Below are 18952 nucleotides of genomic sequence, written 5' to 3'. Positions count from 1 at the left end.
ATCCGATACACACAAATATAAAGCACTAAAATATGCAAAGAGACTCATGTTTCTTTGCATTGCGCTTATATCATTCTTATATATTATCGGTTGTTTCACTCTTGCTAATCATTAATTTGATATTCGCTCGTCCTTACAACTCACGTCGGCAAAGGTAATTATTTTATTTTAAACAGACAAATAAAAGATAAAAATCCCTTGTGGAGGGAGGCACACCATATATACCGGCGCAATATATGGCTCTTTTCAAATCTCGCTATTATTTTACAACTCTATAGTTGAAAATCAATAATTTACAAACATATATAGCGATGACTACCATTGACAACGTTACTGAAATATTCTGTATACAGGATGAGTTCTGCAAGAATTTAGATGCCGAATTAACTAAAAACCTCCATATTGCACCCATAGACGAGGGATATAAGCGCATGAGAAACCGCAAAGGGCAAATGTCTAAGAGCGAAATCATGACCATTCTGCTGTACTACCATTTTGGTTCTTTCCGCAACTTCAAGCACTATTACCTCTTTTTCGTCAAGGAACATCTGGCAAGCTACTTCCCTAAGGCTGTTTCCTACACGCGTTTCGTGGAACTCATGCCCCGCGTGTTCTTCGACCTGATGGCCTTCATGCGCATCGAAGGTTTTGGGAAATGCACGGGTATTAATTTCGTAGACAGCACGATGATTCCCGTATGCCACAACATGAGAAGGAGATTTAACAAGGTGTTTGATGGACTTACCAAGAACGAAAAAGGAACGATGGGCTGGTGTCATGGCTTCAAGCTGCATCTGCTGTGCAACGAGATGGGCGACGTCCTCACCTTCTGTCTAACTCCCGCAAACGTGGACGACAGGGATCCTAGGGTGTGGAAGGTCTTCACCAAGGTGCTCTACGGTAAAGTGTTTGCCGATAAGGGGTACATCAAACAAGATTTCTTTGAGAACCTCTTCAACCAAGGCCAACCTTGTCCATTCACGGCATCGTTCTGTACATAGCTTCCTCATGAATCGCGGCATTGGCTGCATACTGTTTCTTCGAGAATAAGTCCGAAACTCTACCCATGCACATTGAAAAGAGTAGGCAATTGGAACTCTTCTAAGCTAATCCTTATCCCGAGCTGACGTAAAAGGTGCTGTATTACGGCCTAAGTTACAAAAAAATGCGATAATGCAAGAAAGTATTGTATATTGATAATATAGTGTACAATGATTTACTATATTATTCCTAATTTTGTGCACGAAAACCGGCCAATTGTTGTTAGATTATGGTAAAACGTGCGCTGCGGCGACCTTTTTATTCCTTTTGAAGCTAAATAAATAGCAAATTGAATGGTTGCCCATAAAACAGCCCTGCCTTGCCTAATCCTTGCAATAGGTGTAAAGACGTATTAACAGTAACAATATATTTACCTATATAGACAAATGAGAAAACATACATTATTACCGGCTCTGTTGTTTGTAGCCGTAGCCTTGCACGCTGTGGTGCGGACAAATTTCCCTACCGACAACACGCGCGCGAAACGTAAAAAGGTGACCGTAACAAAGCAGGCACAAACCGCAAACGCAGATACCGTTATGCGCAACATCGCCTTGTCGAAAGAGATTGATGTGAGCGCATCGGCTTTCGTCAACCAAAGCGAGACGCCCGAGATGGCTTGCGATGGAAACGGACAAACCAAATGGTGCGACAATAGTTCGCCAAACAAGTGGTTGCTTTACGACCTTCAGAAAGATTACAATGTGCGTAAGGTTTGCTTGATTTGGGAACATTGGGACCCTAACAATATCTATAAGGTGCAAACCAGTGCCGACGGACAGCATTGGATCGACCGGATTGCCGAGACAACAAATACCCAAAACCAACGCATTTACGATGTTGACTGGAAAGAAGTGCGTTTAGTTCGCTTCCTTGTGCCCGAAGAAGCCAAAGACGACGCTGTGCGTTTGATGGAGTTTCAGGTGTGGACGAGGGGTGCAGGACAACCCTCGCGCATCGAGCCAATAGGCAAATGGGGTGCTATGGTTAAGCCACGCTACCTGCATACAGAGGGTAAGAAAAAGATATACGCACTGATGTCGTTTGTAGACAATAGGGTGGGGGTTATCGATGCTAATGGAAGCAATTGCGTAATCGGTCCGCAAATGCCGTTCGGTTCTATCAATCCGTCGCCCCAAACACCAGAAGGCGAACACGACGGATATGCGCCTAATCAGCCAATACGTGGCTTCGGGCAGCTGCACGTTAGTGGAACGGGATGGGGAAAGTATGGCCATTTCTTGCTTTCGCCTCAAGTAGGGCTTAGCATTGGCGAAACCGAACACGACTCGCCAGCAAGTGACGAGGTGGCTAAGCCCAACTATTATAGGGCAAGATTAGATAGGTATGGTATCGTTACCGAACTAACGCCAACCGAACATGCCGCCATTTACCGCTTCACTTTCCCACAAACGCCCGAGGCGAACATAGCCATGGACGTAACCCACAGCCTTACCCGCGACATTGCCAAATATATCGGCGGAACGGTTAAGGCAAACAACGTGAGCATAGACAGTGACGAAGGCGACAAGTTTTCGGGTATGATTGAATACGAAGGAGGTTTCAGCGGTGGTTTTTACAAGCTGTATTTCACCGCTCAGCTAGATAAGAAGCCTCGATCGTTTGGCGTATGGAAAAACGGAACACTGCAACAAGGTGCCAAAAAGGCTGAGCTTACCAACGGAGAAGACCGTATTGGTAGCTACTTTACATACTACACGAACAATGGCGAGGTGGTTAAGCTCAAGATAGCCATATCGTTTAACAGTGTTGAACAGGCCAAGAAGTATCTCGCTGCCGAAATTCCAGGGTGGGATTTCGAGGCAACGAAGAAGCGTGGTGAGGACAAATGGAACCGCATATTGAGCGACATCGTAGTAGACGAAGCCCCTGCCGTGAGGATGAAGCAATTTTATTCGGCCCTTTACCACTGCTTGCTGATGCCCCGAAACCGTACGAACGAGTTTCCCGCATTTGGAAACCTGGAACTATGGGACGACCATTTCGCCGTGTGGGACACGTGGCGCACGCTCTTCCCACTGCTCACTATCATCGAACCCGACGTGGTGGGGCGTAACGTTCAGGCTTTCGTTAACCGCTTGAAGGTAAACGGAAAGGTGAAAGACGCTTATATCGCAGGTAACGATATGGCTGAAGAACAAGGAGGAAACGATGTTGACAACATCGTGGCCGATGCTATTATTAAAGGCATTAAGGGCTTTGACAAGGCGGAAGCTTACAAATATTTGAAGTTCAGTGCTGATCACGAGCGCCGTGCAGCTCCGTTAATGGTGGGCGAAAAGGGGCTAGACCAAAACGATTCGCTATTCTATCGGCAGAACGGATGGCTTCCTGGTGGCGTGATGGCTCAGTCTACCGCCTTGGAATACTCCTATAATGACTACTGCATGGCGTTAGCAGCCAAGAAATTGGGTCACGAATGCGACTACAAGAAATATCTGGAACGCTCAAAACGCTGGGTGAACATGTGGAATGCCAATTTAGAAAGCAAAGGCTTTAAGGGCTTTGTTTGTCCCAGAGACAAGGATGGAAAGTGGATAGACATAGATGCCACCTACTTCTGGGGCTCGTGGAAGCGCTATTTTTATGAAGCCAACGCTTGGACTTATTCTTTCTTTGTGCCCCACGACATAGATAAACTCATCGAATTGAATGGTGGCAAAGAGCAGTTTGCCAAGAAACTGGACTACGGTTTCAGAAATAGCCTGTTGGAGTTGGCCAATGAACCATCGTTCCTCACAACGCGTCTCTTCAACCATGCAGGGCGAATGGACCTCACTTGCTATTGGGTGAACCACGTATTGGAAAACCTTTTTGGTGAATATTCTATGCCCGGCAACGACGATAGCGGTGCCATGTCTTCGTGGTGGCTTTTCTCGGCTATGGGTTTCTTCCCCAACGCAGGGCAAAACATCTACTATCTCAATTCACCTTTGTTTAAACGGGTGACCATACAGCGGGCAAACGGCAATATCGAGATAAGTGCGCCTAACCGCACCGATAAGAACATCTATATAAAAGAGGTGAAAGTGAACGGCAAGAGCTGTCCCAACGGCATCATTACTTATGATGACCTGAAGAATGGAGCAACTATAAGATATGAACTAACTAAGTAAACATCAAATAACAATTAATATTTAAACAACATGAAACATTTCCTTTTGACGTTGGGCTTTATGCTCACGCTCGGTGTGCTTTCGGCATTTGGGCAACAAACGGGTAACAAACTCAGCCTTAAAGCCTCGAAAGTGCTGCTTCCCACTGGTGGCAAAGTGTCGTTTGAGGTAGAAGGCGTTAATTCGTCTGCCACCTATAAGTACAAGTGGACTTTGCCCAAGCAGTTTAAGAAACTGTCTGAAAGGGGTAACAAAGTGGTGGTGAAAATCCCCGATGAAGGTAATTACGAGGTGAAAGTGTTTGTGGAAAGCAACGATGAAAGCGACGACGTAGAACTGAAAACCAACATAGAGGTATCGAATAGCAAAAAGATAGAATTGCTAAGTGTTGGCAAGAAGGTTGTGTCGTGTAGTGGCAATGTGGGCGACGAAAGGCCCGATTGGCTCTTTGATGGCACTGCCGACCCCGACAATTACAGCAAGAAATGGTGTGCCGAGGGAAAGAAAGAACACGAAGTGGTGGTAGACTTAGGGCAAACATGCCAAATCTATCGCTTGAAATTCTACGACTGCCGTACCAAAGAGACCGATTATGACAATATCCAAAACTTTAAACTCTTTGTGAGCGACAACCAAACCGACTGGACTCTGGCCCTCAGCGAGACCGACAACAATGACAACGTGAAAGACGTAACCTTTGCTCCCGCCAAGGGAAGATACGTGAAATTCGTAGCCTATGACCCTAACAAAGACTTCACCATCCGCGTTTGGGAATTGGAACTATATGGCGTAAAATAGTAAATGGTGTGGTAAGGGGGCGTCTTATGATGCTGCGTGGTTCTCTTCTCGTTCCTCCCAAAAGAGCGTTTTCTCGCCATGGCAACGTTCAAACAAGTTTGGCATTGCCCATTTGGCTTAACGAAAACGTCGAATTATTGCGGTATCGGACGCACCTCTTACCCCCTTTACAAACAGGTGGCTTATGCTTAAAACGGTAAGATTTTGGGTATGCTTGGCGCTTATTTCAAGCATACCAAGGGCTTTTTTTGCCCAAGACAAGACGCCCTATCAGCTTGTAAACCCCTTTATAGGTACGGGCAACGAGGGCAATTGTTTCCCAGGTGCACAGGCTCCGTTCGGTATGCTGTCGTTAAGTCCTAACAACACGTTCGATAATTACGAAGATGCCACATCGCGTCCAGGTTACAAATATTTCCGAAACGAGATAAACGGCTTTGGACTGACACATTATAGTGGTGTGGGTTGCCATGCCATGCAAGACTTGCAGTTTATGCCCGTTGCGGGAACACTCGACAAATCGCCCGTGAACGATAAGCATGCATACGTGTCGCGCTTCTCGCACGAACGCGAAAAGGCAATGCCTGGCTATTATTCCGTTACGCTCGACAATTACCTCATTGATGCGAAGTTCGCTGCAACGGTACACTCTGCCATCGGCGAAATTACCTATCGTGGCGACCAAGAGGTACATCTGGTGTTCGCTCCTACCAATTGCGCCAATGGCATAGGCGATGGAGAGCTACACATTGAGTCGACAGCCATGACTGTAACAGGATGGGTTTCGACGGGCGGATTTTGTTGGCGCGACCCCAAAGACCGTCCTTACCGAGTGTTCTTTGTGGCTAAGTTCAATACCAAGTTCAGTAGCTACGGCGTGTGGAAAGGCAAAACCAAAACCGAAGGGGTGTCTAACGTGGCAGGAAACGACCTAGGCGCATACGTGTCGTTTGGCAAATTGAATGGAAAGGCAGTGAAAATGAAGGTGGGCATTTCGTATGTGAGTATCGAAAACGCTCGAAAAAACCTGCAAGAAGAGATAAGCTGTTGGGAGTTTGATGACGTTTATCGTGCAACGAAATCGCAATGGGAGCGCATGTTGTCGCGTTTGACCGTAGAAGGAGGTAGCGAAAGTCAACGACAAGCATTTTACACCGCCGTTTATCACAACCTTTTGCACCCTAACGTGTACAGTGATGTGAACGGCGATTACATGGGATTTGACGACAAAGTGCATCGTGTGGCCAATGGAAGGAAACATTATGCCAACTTCTCGTTATGGGACACCTATCGCACAACAGCCCCATTGCAGGCCCTAATCGCACCCGATGAGGCTTCGGATATGGCCCAATCGTTGTTACTTGATGCCGAGCAAGGGGGTGCTTACCCCAATTGGAGCATGAACAACGTGGAGTATGGGGTGATGAATGGTTACTCAACGTTCCCCTTCATTGCCAATCTCTATGCCTTTGGGGCACGAAACTTCGACCTGCAAGCAACCAAAGAGATGATGAAGCGCGTGTCGGTAAAGCACATTAAGTGTAAAGGCTTCCACGGTTGGGAACATGTTGAAGACTACATGACGTATGGATATGTGCCCGTAGACAGGCATGGGCATGGCGCTTCGATGACCCTTGAATATTCTATCGATGACTTTTCTATTGCCCAAATATGCAAGGCCGCAGGCGACGAGGAAGCATACAACTATTATATGAATCGTTCGCAAAGCTTCGAAAACCTATTTGATGAAGAAACGCGACTGATAAGGCCGAGAAATGCCAATGGCCGTTTTCTTACGCCTTTCACGCCCAACATGGAGAAAGGCTTTAACGAAGGCAATGCCATGCAGTATTTCTGGAGCGTTCCGCATAACGTAGACGCCTTGACAGACTTTTGTGGAGGTAAGGAAGCTATGGAGAAAAGGCTCGACACTTTCACATCGCAAGTGAAGCACGGTTGGGCACCCGACGTTCCATATTATTGGTTGGGTAACGAACCTTGCTTTGGAAGTGCCTACGTGTACAACTTCTTGGGCAAGGCATGGAAAAGTCAACGATTGGTGCGAAACATCCTCAACAGGTTTGATAACACGCCTAATGGCCTCCCCGGAGATGACGATGCCGGTGCAATGTCGGCCTTATACGTATTCTCGGCTATGGGATTGTATCCCTATATCCCTGGTATTGGTGGCTTTGTGATAACTGGCCCGCTGTTTTCTCAGGTTCAGTTGCAGCTCAAGGAAGGCAAAACGCTCACTCTTATGGGTGCACACGCAGGCAACGAAGCCCCTTACATACAGCGTTTGCAGGTAGATGGCCGCGAAACTACATCCACTTGGGTAGACTGGAATAAACTGAAGAATGGCGCAAAGTTGAACTTCGTGATGGGTAAAGAGCCCAATAAACAATGGGGAACGACAGAGAAAGACGTTCCACCGTCTTATTATTAAGGTGGGTTGGACGAGCAAATGCTTTGCTACCTGCCAACAATCAAAGTACAAACAATAAAATCAGATGAGAATGAATAAGTACGCTTTGTTGCTGTTCTCGCTTTGTTCTGTGCCCTTGTCGGCATTGGCTCAGGGCAAGCACATAACGGGTAAGGTGTCTGACACAAAGGCCGAACCCATCGTGGGAGCAGTAATCAGAATACAAAACAAGGTTGCCGTGGTTACGGATGCCGAGGGGAGATACACCATTGAGGCAGAGCCTGGCGACGTGTTAGACATTACTTGCATCGGTATGCAGAGCCAAAGGTTGAAGGTTGGCAATCGGTCTACCCTCAATGTGGTGCTGCAAGACGATGCCGTGAAACTCGACGACATCGTTGTTGTAGGTTATGGTACGATGAAGAAGCGTGACCTTTCGGGAGCAGTGGCCAAGATTAGCGGCGACGACCTTTTGGGAACGGGTGCTTCTAGCTTTAATCAGGCCCTGCAAGGAAGGATTTCGGGTGTGGTTGTCAACAAAACCGACGGAGCCCCAGGCGGTGCTATCAGCATCAATGTGCGTGGTGCAAACTCGTTCACCACAAGCACCGAGCCGCTTTATATTGTAGATGGTGTTCCCTTTGAAACGGCTGGCACACCATCGAGTAAGGCTACCGACGGCAGTCAGATGCGCATGAATGCCCTCGCTTCGATAAACCCACACGACATCGAATCAATCGAAATACTTAAAGATGCTTCTGCAACGGCCATCTATGGATCACGTGGTGCCAATGGTGTAGTGCTCATTACCACGAAGAAAGGTAAGGCTGGGCGCGGAAAGATAGAGTTCACGTCGAACTTGAGCATGTCGAACGTGCTGAAAAAGATAGATGTGCTCGACCCCGTTACATACGCGCGTTATATTAATGAGCAAACCGCCAATAGGGCAATATATAACGGAGAAATCGTGAACGGACTGCCTTACGAGGGGAAGTGGACATATCGAGAGCTCAACGGAAAGATTGTTGAGAACTCGGGTGTATATAATCCCTCGCCTGAAGACTTCCTTAATCCCGGCCTACGAACCGACCAATATGGGAACAAAACGATGGTACGAGGCACCAACTGGCAAGACGAAATCTACCATACGGGCTTCTCTCAAGAGTATAACCTTAACGTTTCGGGTAGCGATAACAATGGTTGGTGGTCGTTTTCTGGTAACTATCTCAACCAAACGGGTATTATCAGGCGTTCTGGATTTGAGCGTTACATCCTTCACATGAACATCGGACGTAGGGTGAAAGACTGGTTAGAGATTGGTATGAACATGAATTACACCAACTCGACTACCGACTTCGCCAAGTCGAGCAATGAAGTTGGCGTGGTAAGATCGGCCTTGGTGTTCCCTGCTACTTATGCCCCCGATGTCAGCGTGTATGAGTCGGACAAGCTAAACTGGCTTGCATCGAACCCCGTGGTTTATCTAAACAACTCGAAAGACCAGCAAAAGATGAGCAACTTCTTCTCCTCGTCTTACTTGGAGGCTAAGATCAGGCCTTATTTAAAGTTTCGACAGAACCTCGGATTGGGCTATTCGGCTAACAGTCGCGGATCGTATTACGACAGGCATACCTCTGAAGGCAAGTATCCCGACAACGGAAAGGGAGGCCAAAGCGATAGTTGGTGGAAGAATCTAACGGCTGAATCGCTGCTAACTTTTGATAAGAATTTCGGCGGAAAGCATTCTGTAAACGCCTTGTTAGGCTTTACCTACGAGATAGCCAACTTCGGTTCGAAGGGCATGTCTGCAAAAAACTTCCCTTCAGACGTAACCCAAGAACACAATATGGGATTGGGATTAAGCTATAATGCACCAGAAAGCGAGCGTGGGCAGCAAAAGCTGATGTCGCTCTTGGCACGCGTCAACTATTCGTATGCAGGAGGAAAATACGTCGCTACCGCATCTTTGCGTCGCGATGGATCGAGCAAATTCTCTCAGGCAAACAACAAAATAGGGCACTTTGCATCAGGTGCGGTGGCCTGGCGACTATCAGAAGAACGCTTCGTTAAGGATTTAGACATCTTCGATAACCTTAAACTGCGATTCAGCTACGGACAAACGGGTAACCAAGGTATTGGCGCTTATCAGGCACAATTATATATGATAGCGTCTAACTATCCTTATAATGGCAGCATGTCTAGCGGTTTTTCGGAGGTGTTATGGCGTGGTGCGCTGAACAAAAACCTAAAATGGGAAACCACCGACCAATTTAATCTTGGCCTCGACATGGCCTTTTGGAGAGGAAGGGTTAACCTCACGGCCGACTTATATTGGAAAAAGACGCGCGACTTATTACAGAGTACCGCCATCCCTTCTAGCAACGGCTTTGTCAATATGTGGTCTAACGAGGGCCATGTGGTGAACAAAGGACTTGAAGTGGCAGCGAAGTTCAATACCATTAACCATAAGGGTTTCAACTGGAACATTGAAGCGAATATCGCCTTTAACAGGAATGAAATAGGCGGTCTCTCGTCTGACCGCTTTGCCGAACGCATATCTGCGGGTATGGAAAAGGTGTTCGTTCAACGCAACGGACTTCCTATCGGAGCCATTTACGGCTTCTTGGAAGACGGATTTTATGATAACGAGGCCGAGGCTCGTATGAATAAGAGCTATGCAGGAATGTCGTCTGAAGATATTAAACGTTTTGTTATCGGTGAGGTTAAGTACAAGGATCTTAATGGAGATGGGATGATTACCGATGCCGACAAAACCGTAATAGGGAAGACTTTGCCCGACTATACCTTCGGAATAACCAACACGTTCAGTTGGAAAGGGTTTAACCTGAGTTTCTTCTTCCAAGGTTCGGTGGGCAATAGTCTCTTCAATGCCAACATGCGTGACGTTAGACTCGACGACATTGGCAACATTCCCCGCAGTGCGTACGAGGCTAGATGGACACCCGAAACGGCTGCAAGAGCGCGTTATCCCAAAAATGTGGCCACGCGAAACCGCGACATGAAGGTGTCGGATCGTTATGTGGAAGATGCCTCATACTTGCGATTGAAGAACCTAAATATAGGTTACAACATCAAGCCACATTGGCAAGGAATCTCTAATATATATGTATATGCCAGTGCCACAAACCTGTTTACCATTACCAAATATAGCGGGGCCGACCCCGATGTGAATGCTTTCGGATGGGACGCATCGCGACGTGGCGTGGATTATTACTGCTATCCTGGTAGTAGAACCTTTACCATTGGATTTAAGTTGGATTACTAAAAACGGAGTCTCATTATGAAAAAGATATGTGTTAAATCCATTGTCGCTTGCCTGTTGGGCACACTTGCTACGACGTTTTGCGTCTCATGCGCAGACATGTTGGACGAGAAAGGCTTCTCGTTCGTTAACGACAAGAACATAGAAAATAACGATGAAGGTGCCCAACAATGGGCCACAGGAGCATTTAGTGTGCTCACTTACGAGGTGTTTCGCTGGAATGCGTTCCCCCATGTACTCGATTTCGACTGCGATTACATGACCGGACCCGACTGGGCCTTTGGCAAATTTGGGTCGGGAAACTTCCAAGACGACGACCACGCACAACAGATGTGGGAGAAGATGTATAACATGATACACCGCTGTAACCTAGGAATTGAGAACGTTGAGGCTATGACGGGCACCACACCACGTGGCAAAGACAATGCCATTGGCGAAATGCAGGTGCTCAGGGCATACGCCTATTTCCTCCTGGTAAGGGCATTTGGCCCCATCCCCATTCGTGATCACACCATCAATTCGGGACTTTCCGACATTCACCAGCCACGCCAACCCATCGACTCTGTTTACCATTACATCATCGCCAACTTGCAACAGGCCGAGCAACGGCTCTATAAGAACACCGATAGGGAATTCTCCTTGGGGCATGTTTCGGCAGGAACGGCTGCGTCGCTCTTGGCTAAGGTCTACCTAACCATGGCTTCGGGTGCTGTTCCCACAGGCGAAAAGGTTATCGTAAGGGGTGGAAAGGCGTTCGAGAAAGTGGCAGGCGAGAAGGTTTACACCAATCCCGTGGCCATTGAACACCAGAAAACGCAGCTCGCAGGATATGACAAGATAGACTACATGAAGTACTTCGCCTTGGCCCGAGATAAGGCTAAGGAAGTGATGGACGGTAAGTATGGCTCGTACGACTTACTGCCTTATGATGCGCTTTGGGTAATCGGCAACCGCAATAAGGTGGAACACATCTGGAGTTTACAAACCGTTTCCAACGATGATATTTATGGCGTGTCTTTCGGCGAAGGCTATGCGGGCGTGTTAGGTACGGCTGGCGAAACCTATGGCTTACATCATGGCATGCGCAATCATTGGTATAAGCTGTTCGAACCGCAAGACTATCGCATCACAAAAGGCGTGATGCACCGCTGGCAACGCTATCATGCCGTAGACTATCATGGCGGTTCCTATTATCCCAACACCGATGAATGGAAGAAAAAAGCCCAAGGTTATACCAATGATGAAGGAAAGTGGGTGGCTCCCGTTGCACCCTTCAACGATGGACTTTCTTACGAAAGCAAGAACGATAACAATTATCTGGCCTATCTCACTAAGTACACTTACGTAAGCGACAGAACGAAAAAGCGGGCCGACATATATTTCCCCTTCTTGCGTTTTGCCGATGTACTATTGATTTATGCAGAGGCAGCCAACGAAGCCAACAATGGTCCTACCCCCGAAGCGCTTAATGCACTCAACCGCGTAAGGGTGCGCAGCAATGCCACGCCCAAATCGCTTACGGGTGTTGGAAATATCAACGACAAGGTGCTTTTCCGTTCAGCCGTGTTGGAAGAACGAGCAATGGAATTTGCCGAAGAGGGCGATCGTCGCTGGGACTTGATAAGATGGGGCATCTATCTGCCCGTAATGAACGCCATTGGTGGAACAGACGAAGTGGATATAGTGAAATCAAGGATGGAAAAACACCTGCTCTTCCCCATTCCTGGTTCGGAAGTGGGCGTTAATAAGTTCATAACTACAAACAATCCGGGGTGGTAACGGCCTTGCCAAGAGATACACATCCCCTTTAATTGCACGATAATGAAAATAAAGATAAGAAAACAATTGCACCTTGGTTTGTTTGTCATTGCCATGGCGATGATGTCTTGCCAAAACATTGTAGACAATCCCGCAGTGGAAGATTTCTCTGCCAGCGGTGCCCCCACGATAACGAAGATAACCTCGGTTACCGATTTAGATCAGTCGGTTACCCAAAGTGGCATGGGTCAATGGCTTGCCATTCATGGCGACAACTTGGCTCATCCCACGGCCATTCTCTTTAATGATGTGGAAGTAAAACTTAAAGACGTTTATGCCGTTCGCACCCGAATAAACGTGGCCATACCCACCGAAGCGCCTAGCAAGCTAACGAACACGCTTACCGTGCGTACTGCTTTGGGTGAAGCCACCACGAATTTCACCGTCGATTTCCCAAAACTAAAGGTTGTGGGACTAGACAATGAATTTGCGAAGCCTGGTAGTAACGTCACTGTTATGGGTGAGTTCTTCAACCTATATGGGCTTACTTCCAACGAGGCTACATTTACATTAGGTGGCAAATCGCTAACAGTTGTTGAGAAAAACGACAAGAAAATTGTGCTCACCATACCCGAAGATGCGGTTGATGGAGAAGAAATCGTAATTTCAAGTCCTAAGTTAGAGCAGCCCGTACGTCTGCCTTATCGTGACAAGGGTGTACAATTTTTCGCCGGTTACGATAAAGATTACCTTTTCGGAAAAGGCTATCTATGGACATCGCAAGACTATTTCACCGACGGAACGAACGAGGGCGACCCCGTTCCGCCTATTGGAAAGTGGTTCTTTAGGCGAAAGGACACTTACTCGGCATGGAATTGGGATACGCTTATTGCTGGGCATTTCGACCTCGATGATGCTGATGTGGTGAACCATTTGGAAAACTATTGCATCAAGTTTGAGGTGTGGACAGCCAAGGATAAGCCCATCCCCACAGGCGATTTCATATTTTGGAGTCAGCAAAGTGCAGACAACATGAAGCTGCGTTGGAACCCTGCAGACCAAGGGGTGTCGTTAAATACCAACGGTGAATGGCGCACCATAACCCTAGATGCCACCACATGGTTTAGGGATAACGATGCTCAGCCGGTATTGAAAAAGGGCAGCAACGACTTCACCATTGTTTATCAGCCCCATAATGGGTTTGATGCCGACTTCGCACTTGCCAATCTAAGGTTTGTCAAGAAGCAGTAAGAGCTGGCTTTAAAAATTACTTTCTATGGAATTCTAGGTTTTATTTGAGCAGATTTCGCTTACCTCTTGAAAGGGCATAATGAACAATGTGACCGAAAGGGTAAACGAAACCTGCCAAGTAAAATAAGAAAGGCATAGAACAGCCACCGAATAAAGGAGGCTTGTATAGTTCAGAATTTTTATAGCGTGATTATATGTATAGTACCATTTATATTAGGAAAACACCAAATAAGGCAGGCTCTGAACGCTATTAACGGTTTCAGAACCTGCCTTATTTGGTGTTGCGCATATTGTTATGCCATAACAGCTGTGCTACCTTCTAAACACTTTCTGTGCGCGACCATTCTTTTTCTCAATATGCAAACCCTTGGCGGGTTGTTTCAACTCTCTACCATCTAGACTATAATAACGTGTTTGCGTGTCGGTCGATGCTTTTTCGTTATCAATACGCTTGATGGGTGTCACCTCGTCATTGGTTGCGAAGCGTGCGCCTTTAAGCACAAACATGGCACCCGACGGACCTTTTACATAAACCTGTCTTAGCTTGTTCTTGTCCTTAGATAAGTGTACGTTAACCTGCGAAGCACCTGCTTCAAACTTGCTAGTGGTTGTTTGGGCGCCTTCACCATCGTATTCGATGCCGATTTCACCTTCGGTTACCGTTGGTTGGGCAAATTGAATGACGAACATGTCGAAGAGGCTGAAATCCCTAAATTGGTCGTTGAAATACCATCCTTTATGTGCCCAGTCGTCTTTAATGCTGATGGTTTTTGTTGCAGAGTCGTAATCTGCTCCGCCACCTTCGTTTACCTTCTTCAATGTCAGGTCGAATCGCTTGGCCTTTTCTTCTTTCAACATTTGCTCGTATTCGGCCTTTGTGCAGGCAATAACCTTTTCCACGATAATCATTCCTGGGTAGTCGGCACTTTGCAAGAAGAAATCTTTCACGTTCTTCTTGTGCTCGGGATTCAGGTCTATACCAGCAACGAGAAGTCCTGGCGTGATAGCTCGCTCCGCGCCCCAACTGTCTTGTTGTGTCGTTCCGTCTGTGTATTCGGTCTTTATCTTAAACATACACGAGGCGTCTTTTAGTTTTAGCACCAGCATGTCGTATTCCGAGAAGTCTGTTCCACCTTCAAACACGCATCCGTCTTTGTCGAAGAACTTGAAGGTGACCCCGTTCCACTCGGTCATAAAAGCGATATTGTTTCCCAAGATCTGGCAATTGGCATCCCAAGGTTGGAATTCGCCAGCAATCTCTTTCATCGGGAAGGCACTCAATGCTGTGAAGAGCGCAAAGGAAGCTAGTAAAAATGGCTTTCTCATAATAATTTTTTTGTTTATGTTAGACGTTACAAATTTAAGTCTTTTATCCCTCTTTCGTTGATATAATCTTATCATAAATTGGTATAATTTTGTCTTTATTTATCTATATTCTCCTCTTGTAGTGTACTAAACAAGTTGATACATTTTAAACCCTTCAACTCATTCTTTGATGCACTCTATTGGGCAACCGTAACACTTACCACCAACGTTGTCTATGGATTTAGCCTCTCTCATCCTTGGTGCGCACTTACCGGCTGACATTGCAATGGTACTTATGATTATCTATGAGTTGTATTTTCTTTTCACAATATTTGGCAGTTCGGAAAGATTGTGTTATCTTTGCCGCCGTGAAACGTAAGAGTGTTATAAAATAGCAAGATGATACGAGGCACAATGAATAATAGACAAGGAATAATGAGCAATAGACATGGCGCAATGCCGAGGCAGAAAGGCGAGAACTTTTCTGTTATTTTTGTGCCCGATTATTTGGTTGTTCCAAATAATTTGCTAACACACACACACACACACACACACACACACACACACACATTCGCACCTAGCGTCTAACTACACATTTTTTACTTTCGCTTACGCGCGCGCGAAGCGTGCAGTAACTCCTATAAACAAAGGGCTCGTAAGGGTTCCCTTTGTTCGCTTTTTCGTGCCCTTTTGCCAAGCCACGCAAGAGGCAAATAACGCAGAATATTCACCCATAAGATGATAAAGATATGAATAGAAAACAAATCAAGAAACAGGTTTACCTAAAACCTACAATTAATGTTGTCGTTATGCCGCAAGAACATTTGTTACAGGCAGTCAGTGGGCAGCACAAGGATGCCGAGAACGGCGGAAGCTATGGAAATGCCAAACAAGGCATCTTTTTCAATGACGAGGAGGAGTGCGAAGAAGAAGAAAACACCTCTTGGGGTATTTAAAACAATAAGAGAGCAAAAACGGAAAAGAATATGAAAACAATTAGCAAGAAAACCCTTTTATTCTTTGCTGCAACAGTCTTAATGGCAGCTTGTGCGAGCGAAGATATCGAGAAACAAAAGCATACAGGCAAACAACGATTAACCACCTTTCAAAGTGGTAACGTATCGCCAACGCGCACCACAATGGAGCATACCATCGGTGGCAAAGGAAAATTCTTTTGGGAAACGGGCGACAAAATCTGGGTCACCGATGGCGCAACTCCCATCAGCAGTACCTCGAGCAGCATTACAAGTAAAACCAATCACGCTCAGTTCTATTTCTCCAGTGCGCTTTCCGGTGCAAGTTATCTCGTTACCTATACCGGTAAGGGCAGCACCCAAGGCGATGCCGTTACCATTGCTGTTACACAGACGCAGAGTGCACCCAACAACACCGAACATCTTGGCACATCGGGCGACTGCGGAACAGCCACAGCCCATCGCGACATCCATGGTATCTACAACTTCGAGCTCGAGCATAAGATAGCTTACCTGTGTTTTCAACCTCGCTCTACAGATGCATTTGTAAAGCGGAGCAAGCTGATAAAAATAGAAGTAACATCCGACCAAAACCTTGCTGGCACCTACAGTCTGGGGGCTACAGGTCTGTCGGCATCGCCCACCAGCGGAGCCTCGAAAACGATCGTACTCAACACCAATCACTTTCTCCTGGATAATGCTACAGCCGACCTCGACAAGAATGGCAGTTACATAACCCTTGCACCCGGCCTGCATCATCTCACGATTTACTATTGGCTGCGCAACACTACAGACCATCCAAAAAAATGGGGTTCACCTGGTGAAACAACACCCATTGAAGGGTTTATTCCCCAGCAACTCACCATCAATATAGAAGCCGGTAAGATTTACGACATTACAGCAGATCTCAAGATACCATCATATCAAGGTATTACTGGCACGCAACCTACAGCAAGCAACACTGCCAACAATCCTAACATCAACGAATGCAGCTGGCTTGCCAGCGATGGCAACCCGCTTTGGAGCGACAAGATTCTTTGGGTGAAAGACCATACGGACCTTTATCAAGGTGGTATGTGGTTTAAAAAGTTAAGCACCATTGCGGCAGAGCAAGGTAAGCCGGAATCGTATTATAAGACCATCGCCTCGGATGGGAACGATTATCTTACCACAGAACCTTCCTTGTCTTGGGCGAGAGCTACCACTGAAGGGTTTCCACAGAAGTTAAGCGATTATTTCTTCCTACCCGCGACTGGAATATGGGTGGCTAGTACTCTACAAAATATTGAATCGAGTGGCTATTACTGGACAAGTACAAAAGCTCCATCATGGAGCCCCTCCTGGCGTAGCTGGTATTATATGCGATTTTATAATGGTAATGTACATATAGTCACAGAGGGTTTACTACATCAATACCAGTATAACATAGAATGGACTCCGCAATAAAGATATTGGAGGTATCGGAGGACTGCTATTGGAGGTCGTGAGGGAGTCTCGGTATCACTCCTCAAGGATGTTAAGTATCACTCCTCATGGACTCTAAGTTAAAGTCCTCTGGGAGTCTAAGTTAAAGTCCTCGACGAGTTTAAGTATCAGTCCTCCGGTACCTTAAGTATACGTCCGAAAGGTGTTTAAGTATGGGTGCAAAACATGCACAGAAACAGAACACGTTAACGGGGCAAAGCCCAACGGCAGAGCCCCACATTATTCATTTAATACATAAGAAAACATGATTAGTTTTAAAGTAGTTGAGAGTATTCTCAGAGTAGGCCCGCGCAAGGGGCAAAAGGGGTATGGAGCGGTGCAGAAGGCTCCAATGAAGTTCTCGCAGGAGTGGCTCATCGACCGCATCGTGCGCGAAACGTCGTTGAGCGAGGGCGATGTGAGGAACGTGTTTATCACGCTGCGCAACATCGTGGTAGAGGTGGTAACGATGGGCGGTTCGCTCGACTTGGGCGACATCTTTTCGCTTCGCACCACCATTCCCTCGCGGATGCTGGAGAAGGAGGAGGATGTGACGGTTGCCTCTGCGCTGAAACGCCCTCGCATCATCGTGACGTGGAAGGATGCTATCCGCAAGGCGCTCGGTAAAATCGAAGTGGAGGTGGATAACCCGAAACGGAAGGACTTGAATAAAAAGCCGAAAACGCCGAAGCCGTAGCGGGAGTGCTTCTTCTCAACGGGCGTGGAGCCACGGGGTGGAAGTTTTATTTTAGAACAAACTGGTTTGACTTATAAAATAAATTTAGACATTCAACACACATAAGTATTTATTGCAAAATACTTATTTTTGGGTATTGCGGTGTTTTTATGTCTTTGCTACTTTTGCAAAATAAACATTGCAACTATGCGAATACACGATATTTATATAGTAAGAGCGCAAATGGGCTCGTTCAATCTATCGCACCGTTCGATTACGAAACGGTGCGATTTTTTTATGAACAAAACAGAACTTAGTTCATTATTTAAAGTTTTCATGGACGTATGCAGAAACTGAAAGACGACATTCGGCAGCGTATCGTTGCCGTGGCGCGCGAGGAATTCATCGCTCACGGCGCACGCAGCACGTCTATCCGCACGGTGGCGCGGCGTGCGGGCATTGCTGCTGGCAACGTGTACAACTACTTCCGCAGCAAGGACGAGCTGTTCTGTGAGGTGCTGCGGCCGCTGCTCAACGAGCTGAACCGCTACATTCTGTCGCACAACGAGGAGCGGCACCTCTGCATCGAGGTGTTCGACGCACTCGATTTTCAGAACGAATACATCGGCACAATGAAGAAAATGGTGAAGCTTTACCGCCCCGAACTGCGCCTGCTGTTGTTTAATGCCGAAGGCACATCGCTTGCTGGGTACAAGGAAAGGATAGTTAAGCACCAAATGAAAGTTGGTTCGGAATACCTGCGACTAATGAAAGCGCGTTATCCGCACATCAACATTGACATCTCGCCCTTCTTCCTGCACATTGCGAGTTCTATGT

The 18952-nt window shown here is 46.7% G+C and carries 11 protein-coding genes and 1 pseudogene; 11 read left to right on the top strand and 1 reads right to left on the bottom strand.

Features of this window, described 5'->3' with window-relative positions:
* The first annotated feature begins 311 nt into the window (after positions 1-311).
* The 7 genes and pseudogenes from HMPREF0658_RS10160 to HMPREF0658_RS10130 all read left to right on the top strand — a co-directional run bounded on the left by HMPREF0658_RS10160 (position 312) and on the right by HMPREF0658_RS10130 (position 13696).
* Positions 312-1105 (top strand): annotated as a pseudogene (locus HMPREF0658_RS10160) (IS982 family transposase).
* Positions 1106-1427: 322 nt separating this feature from the next.
* Positions 1428-4178, top strand: a complete 2751-nt coding sequence (locus HMPREF0658_RS10155; protein ID WP_006950655.1) for a GH92 family glycosyl hydrolase — start codon at positions 1428-1430, stop codon at positions 4176-4178.
* 30 nt (positions 4179-4208) lie between these two features.
* Positions 4209-4976, top strand: coding sequence for a discoidin domain-containing protein (locus HMPREF0658_RS10150; RefSeq protein WP_006950654.1), 768 nt, complete (start codon positions 4209-4211; stop codon positions 4974-4976).
* 184 nt (positions 4977-5160) lie between these two features.
* Entirely contained in the window at positions 5161-7425 is a 2265-nt protein-coding gene (locus tag HMPREF0658_RS10145) for a GH92 family glycosyl hydrolase (RefSeq protein ID WP_006950653.1), read from the top strand.
* A gap of 64 nt (positions 7426-7489) precedes the next feature.
* Entirely contained in the window at positions 7490-10690 is a 3201-nt protein-coding gene (locus HMPREF0658_RS10140) for a SusC/RagA family TonB-linked outer membrane protein (protein WP_006950652.1), read from the top strand.
* A gap of 15 nt (positions 10691-10705) precedes the next feature.
* Positions 10706-12466: a RagB/SusD family nutrient uptake outer membrane protein gene (locus HMPREF0658_RS10135; protein ID WP_006950649.1), complete on the top strand. Its 1761-nt coding sequence runs from the start codon at positions 10706-10708 to the stop codon at positions 12464-12466.
* 42 nt (positions 12467-12508) lie between these two features.
* Complete coding sequence (locus HMPREF0658_RS10130) at positions 12509-13696, top strand: glycan-binding surface protein (RefSeq protein ID WP_006950648.1); 1188 nt, start codon at positions 12509-12511, stop codon at positions 13694-13696.
* A 312-nt stretch (positions 13697-14008) separates the two neighbouring features.
* Here the strand turns inward: HMPREF0658_RS10130 and HMPREF0658_RS10125 are convergent, their stop codons facing one another.
* Positions 14009-15022, bottom strand: a complete 1014-nt coding sequence (locus tag HMPREF0658_RS10125; protein WP_024991133.1) for a hypothetical protein — start codon at positions 15020-15022, stop codon at positions 14009-14011.
* Positions 15023-15750: 728 nt separating this feature from the next.
* Between HMPREF0658_RS10125 and HMPREF0658_RS10120 the strand changes: the two genes are divergently transcribed.
* The 4 genes from HMPREF0658_RS10120 to HMPREF0658_RS10105 all read left to right on the top strand — a co-directional run.
* Positions 15751-15957: a hypothetical protein gene (locus tag HMPREF0658_RS10120; RefSeq protein ID WP_006950645.1), complete on the top strand. Its 207-nt coding sequence runs from the start codon at positions 15751-15753 to the stop codon at positions 15955-15957.
* A 30-nt stretch (positions 15958-15987) separates the two neighbouring features.
* Positions 15988-17421: a hypothetical protein gene (locus tag HMPREF0658_RS10115; protein WP_006950644.1), complete on the top strand. Its 1434-nt coding sequence runs from the start codon at positions 15988-15990 to the stop codon at positions 17419-17421.
* Positions 17422-17704: 283 nt separating this feature from the next.
* Positions 17705-18136: an HU family DNA-binding protein gene (locus HMPREF0658_RS10110; RefSeq protein WP_006950643.1), complete on the top strand. Its 432-nt coding sequence runs from the start codon at positions 17705-17707 to the stop codon at positions 18134-18136.
* 323 nt (positions 18137-18459) lie between these two features.
* Positions 18460-18952, top strand: a 493-nt coding sequence (locus HMPREF0658_RS10105) for a TetR/AcrR family transcriptional regulator (protein WP_006950642.1), incomplete at its 3' end; no start/stop codon positions are given.

This window comes from Hoylesella marshii DSM 16973 = JCM 13450, assembly GCF_000146675.1.
Lineage (GTDB): Bacteria > Bacteroidota > Bacteroidia > Bacteroidales > Bacteroidaceae > Prevotella > Prevotella marshii.
This window is presented reverse-complemented; position numbering and strand designations above follow the sequence as displayed.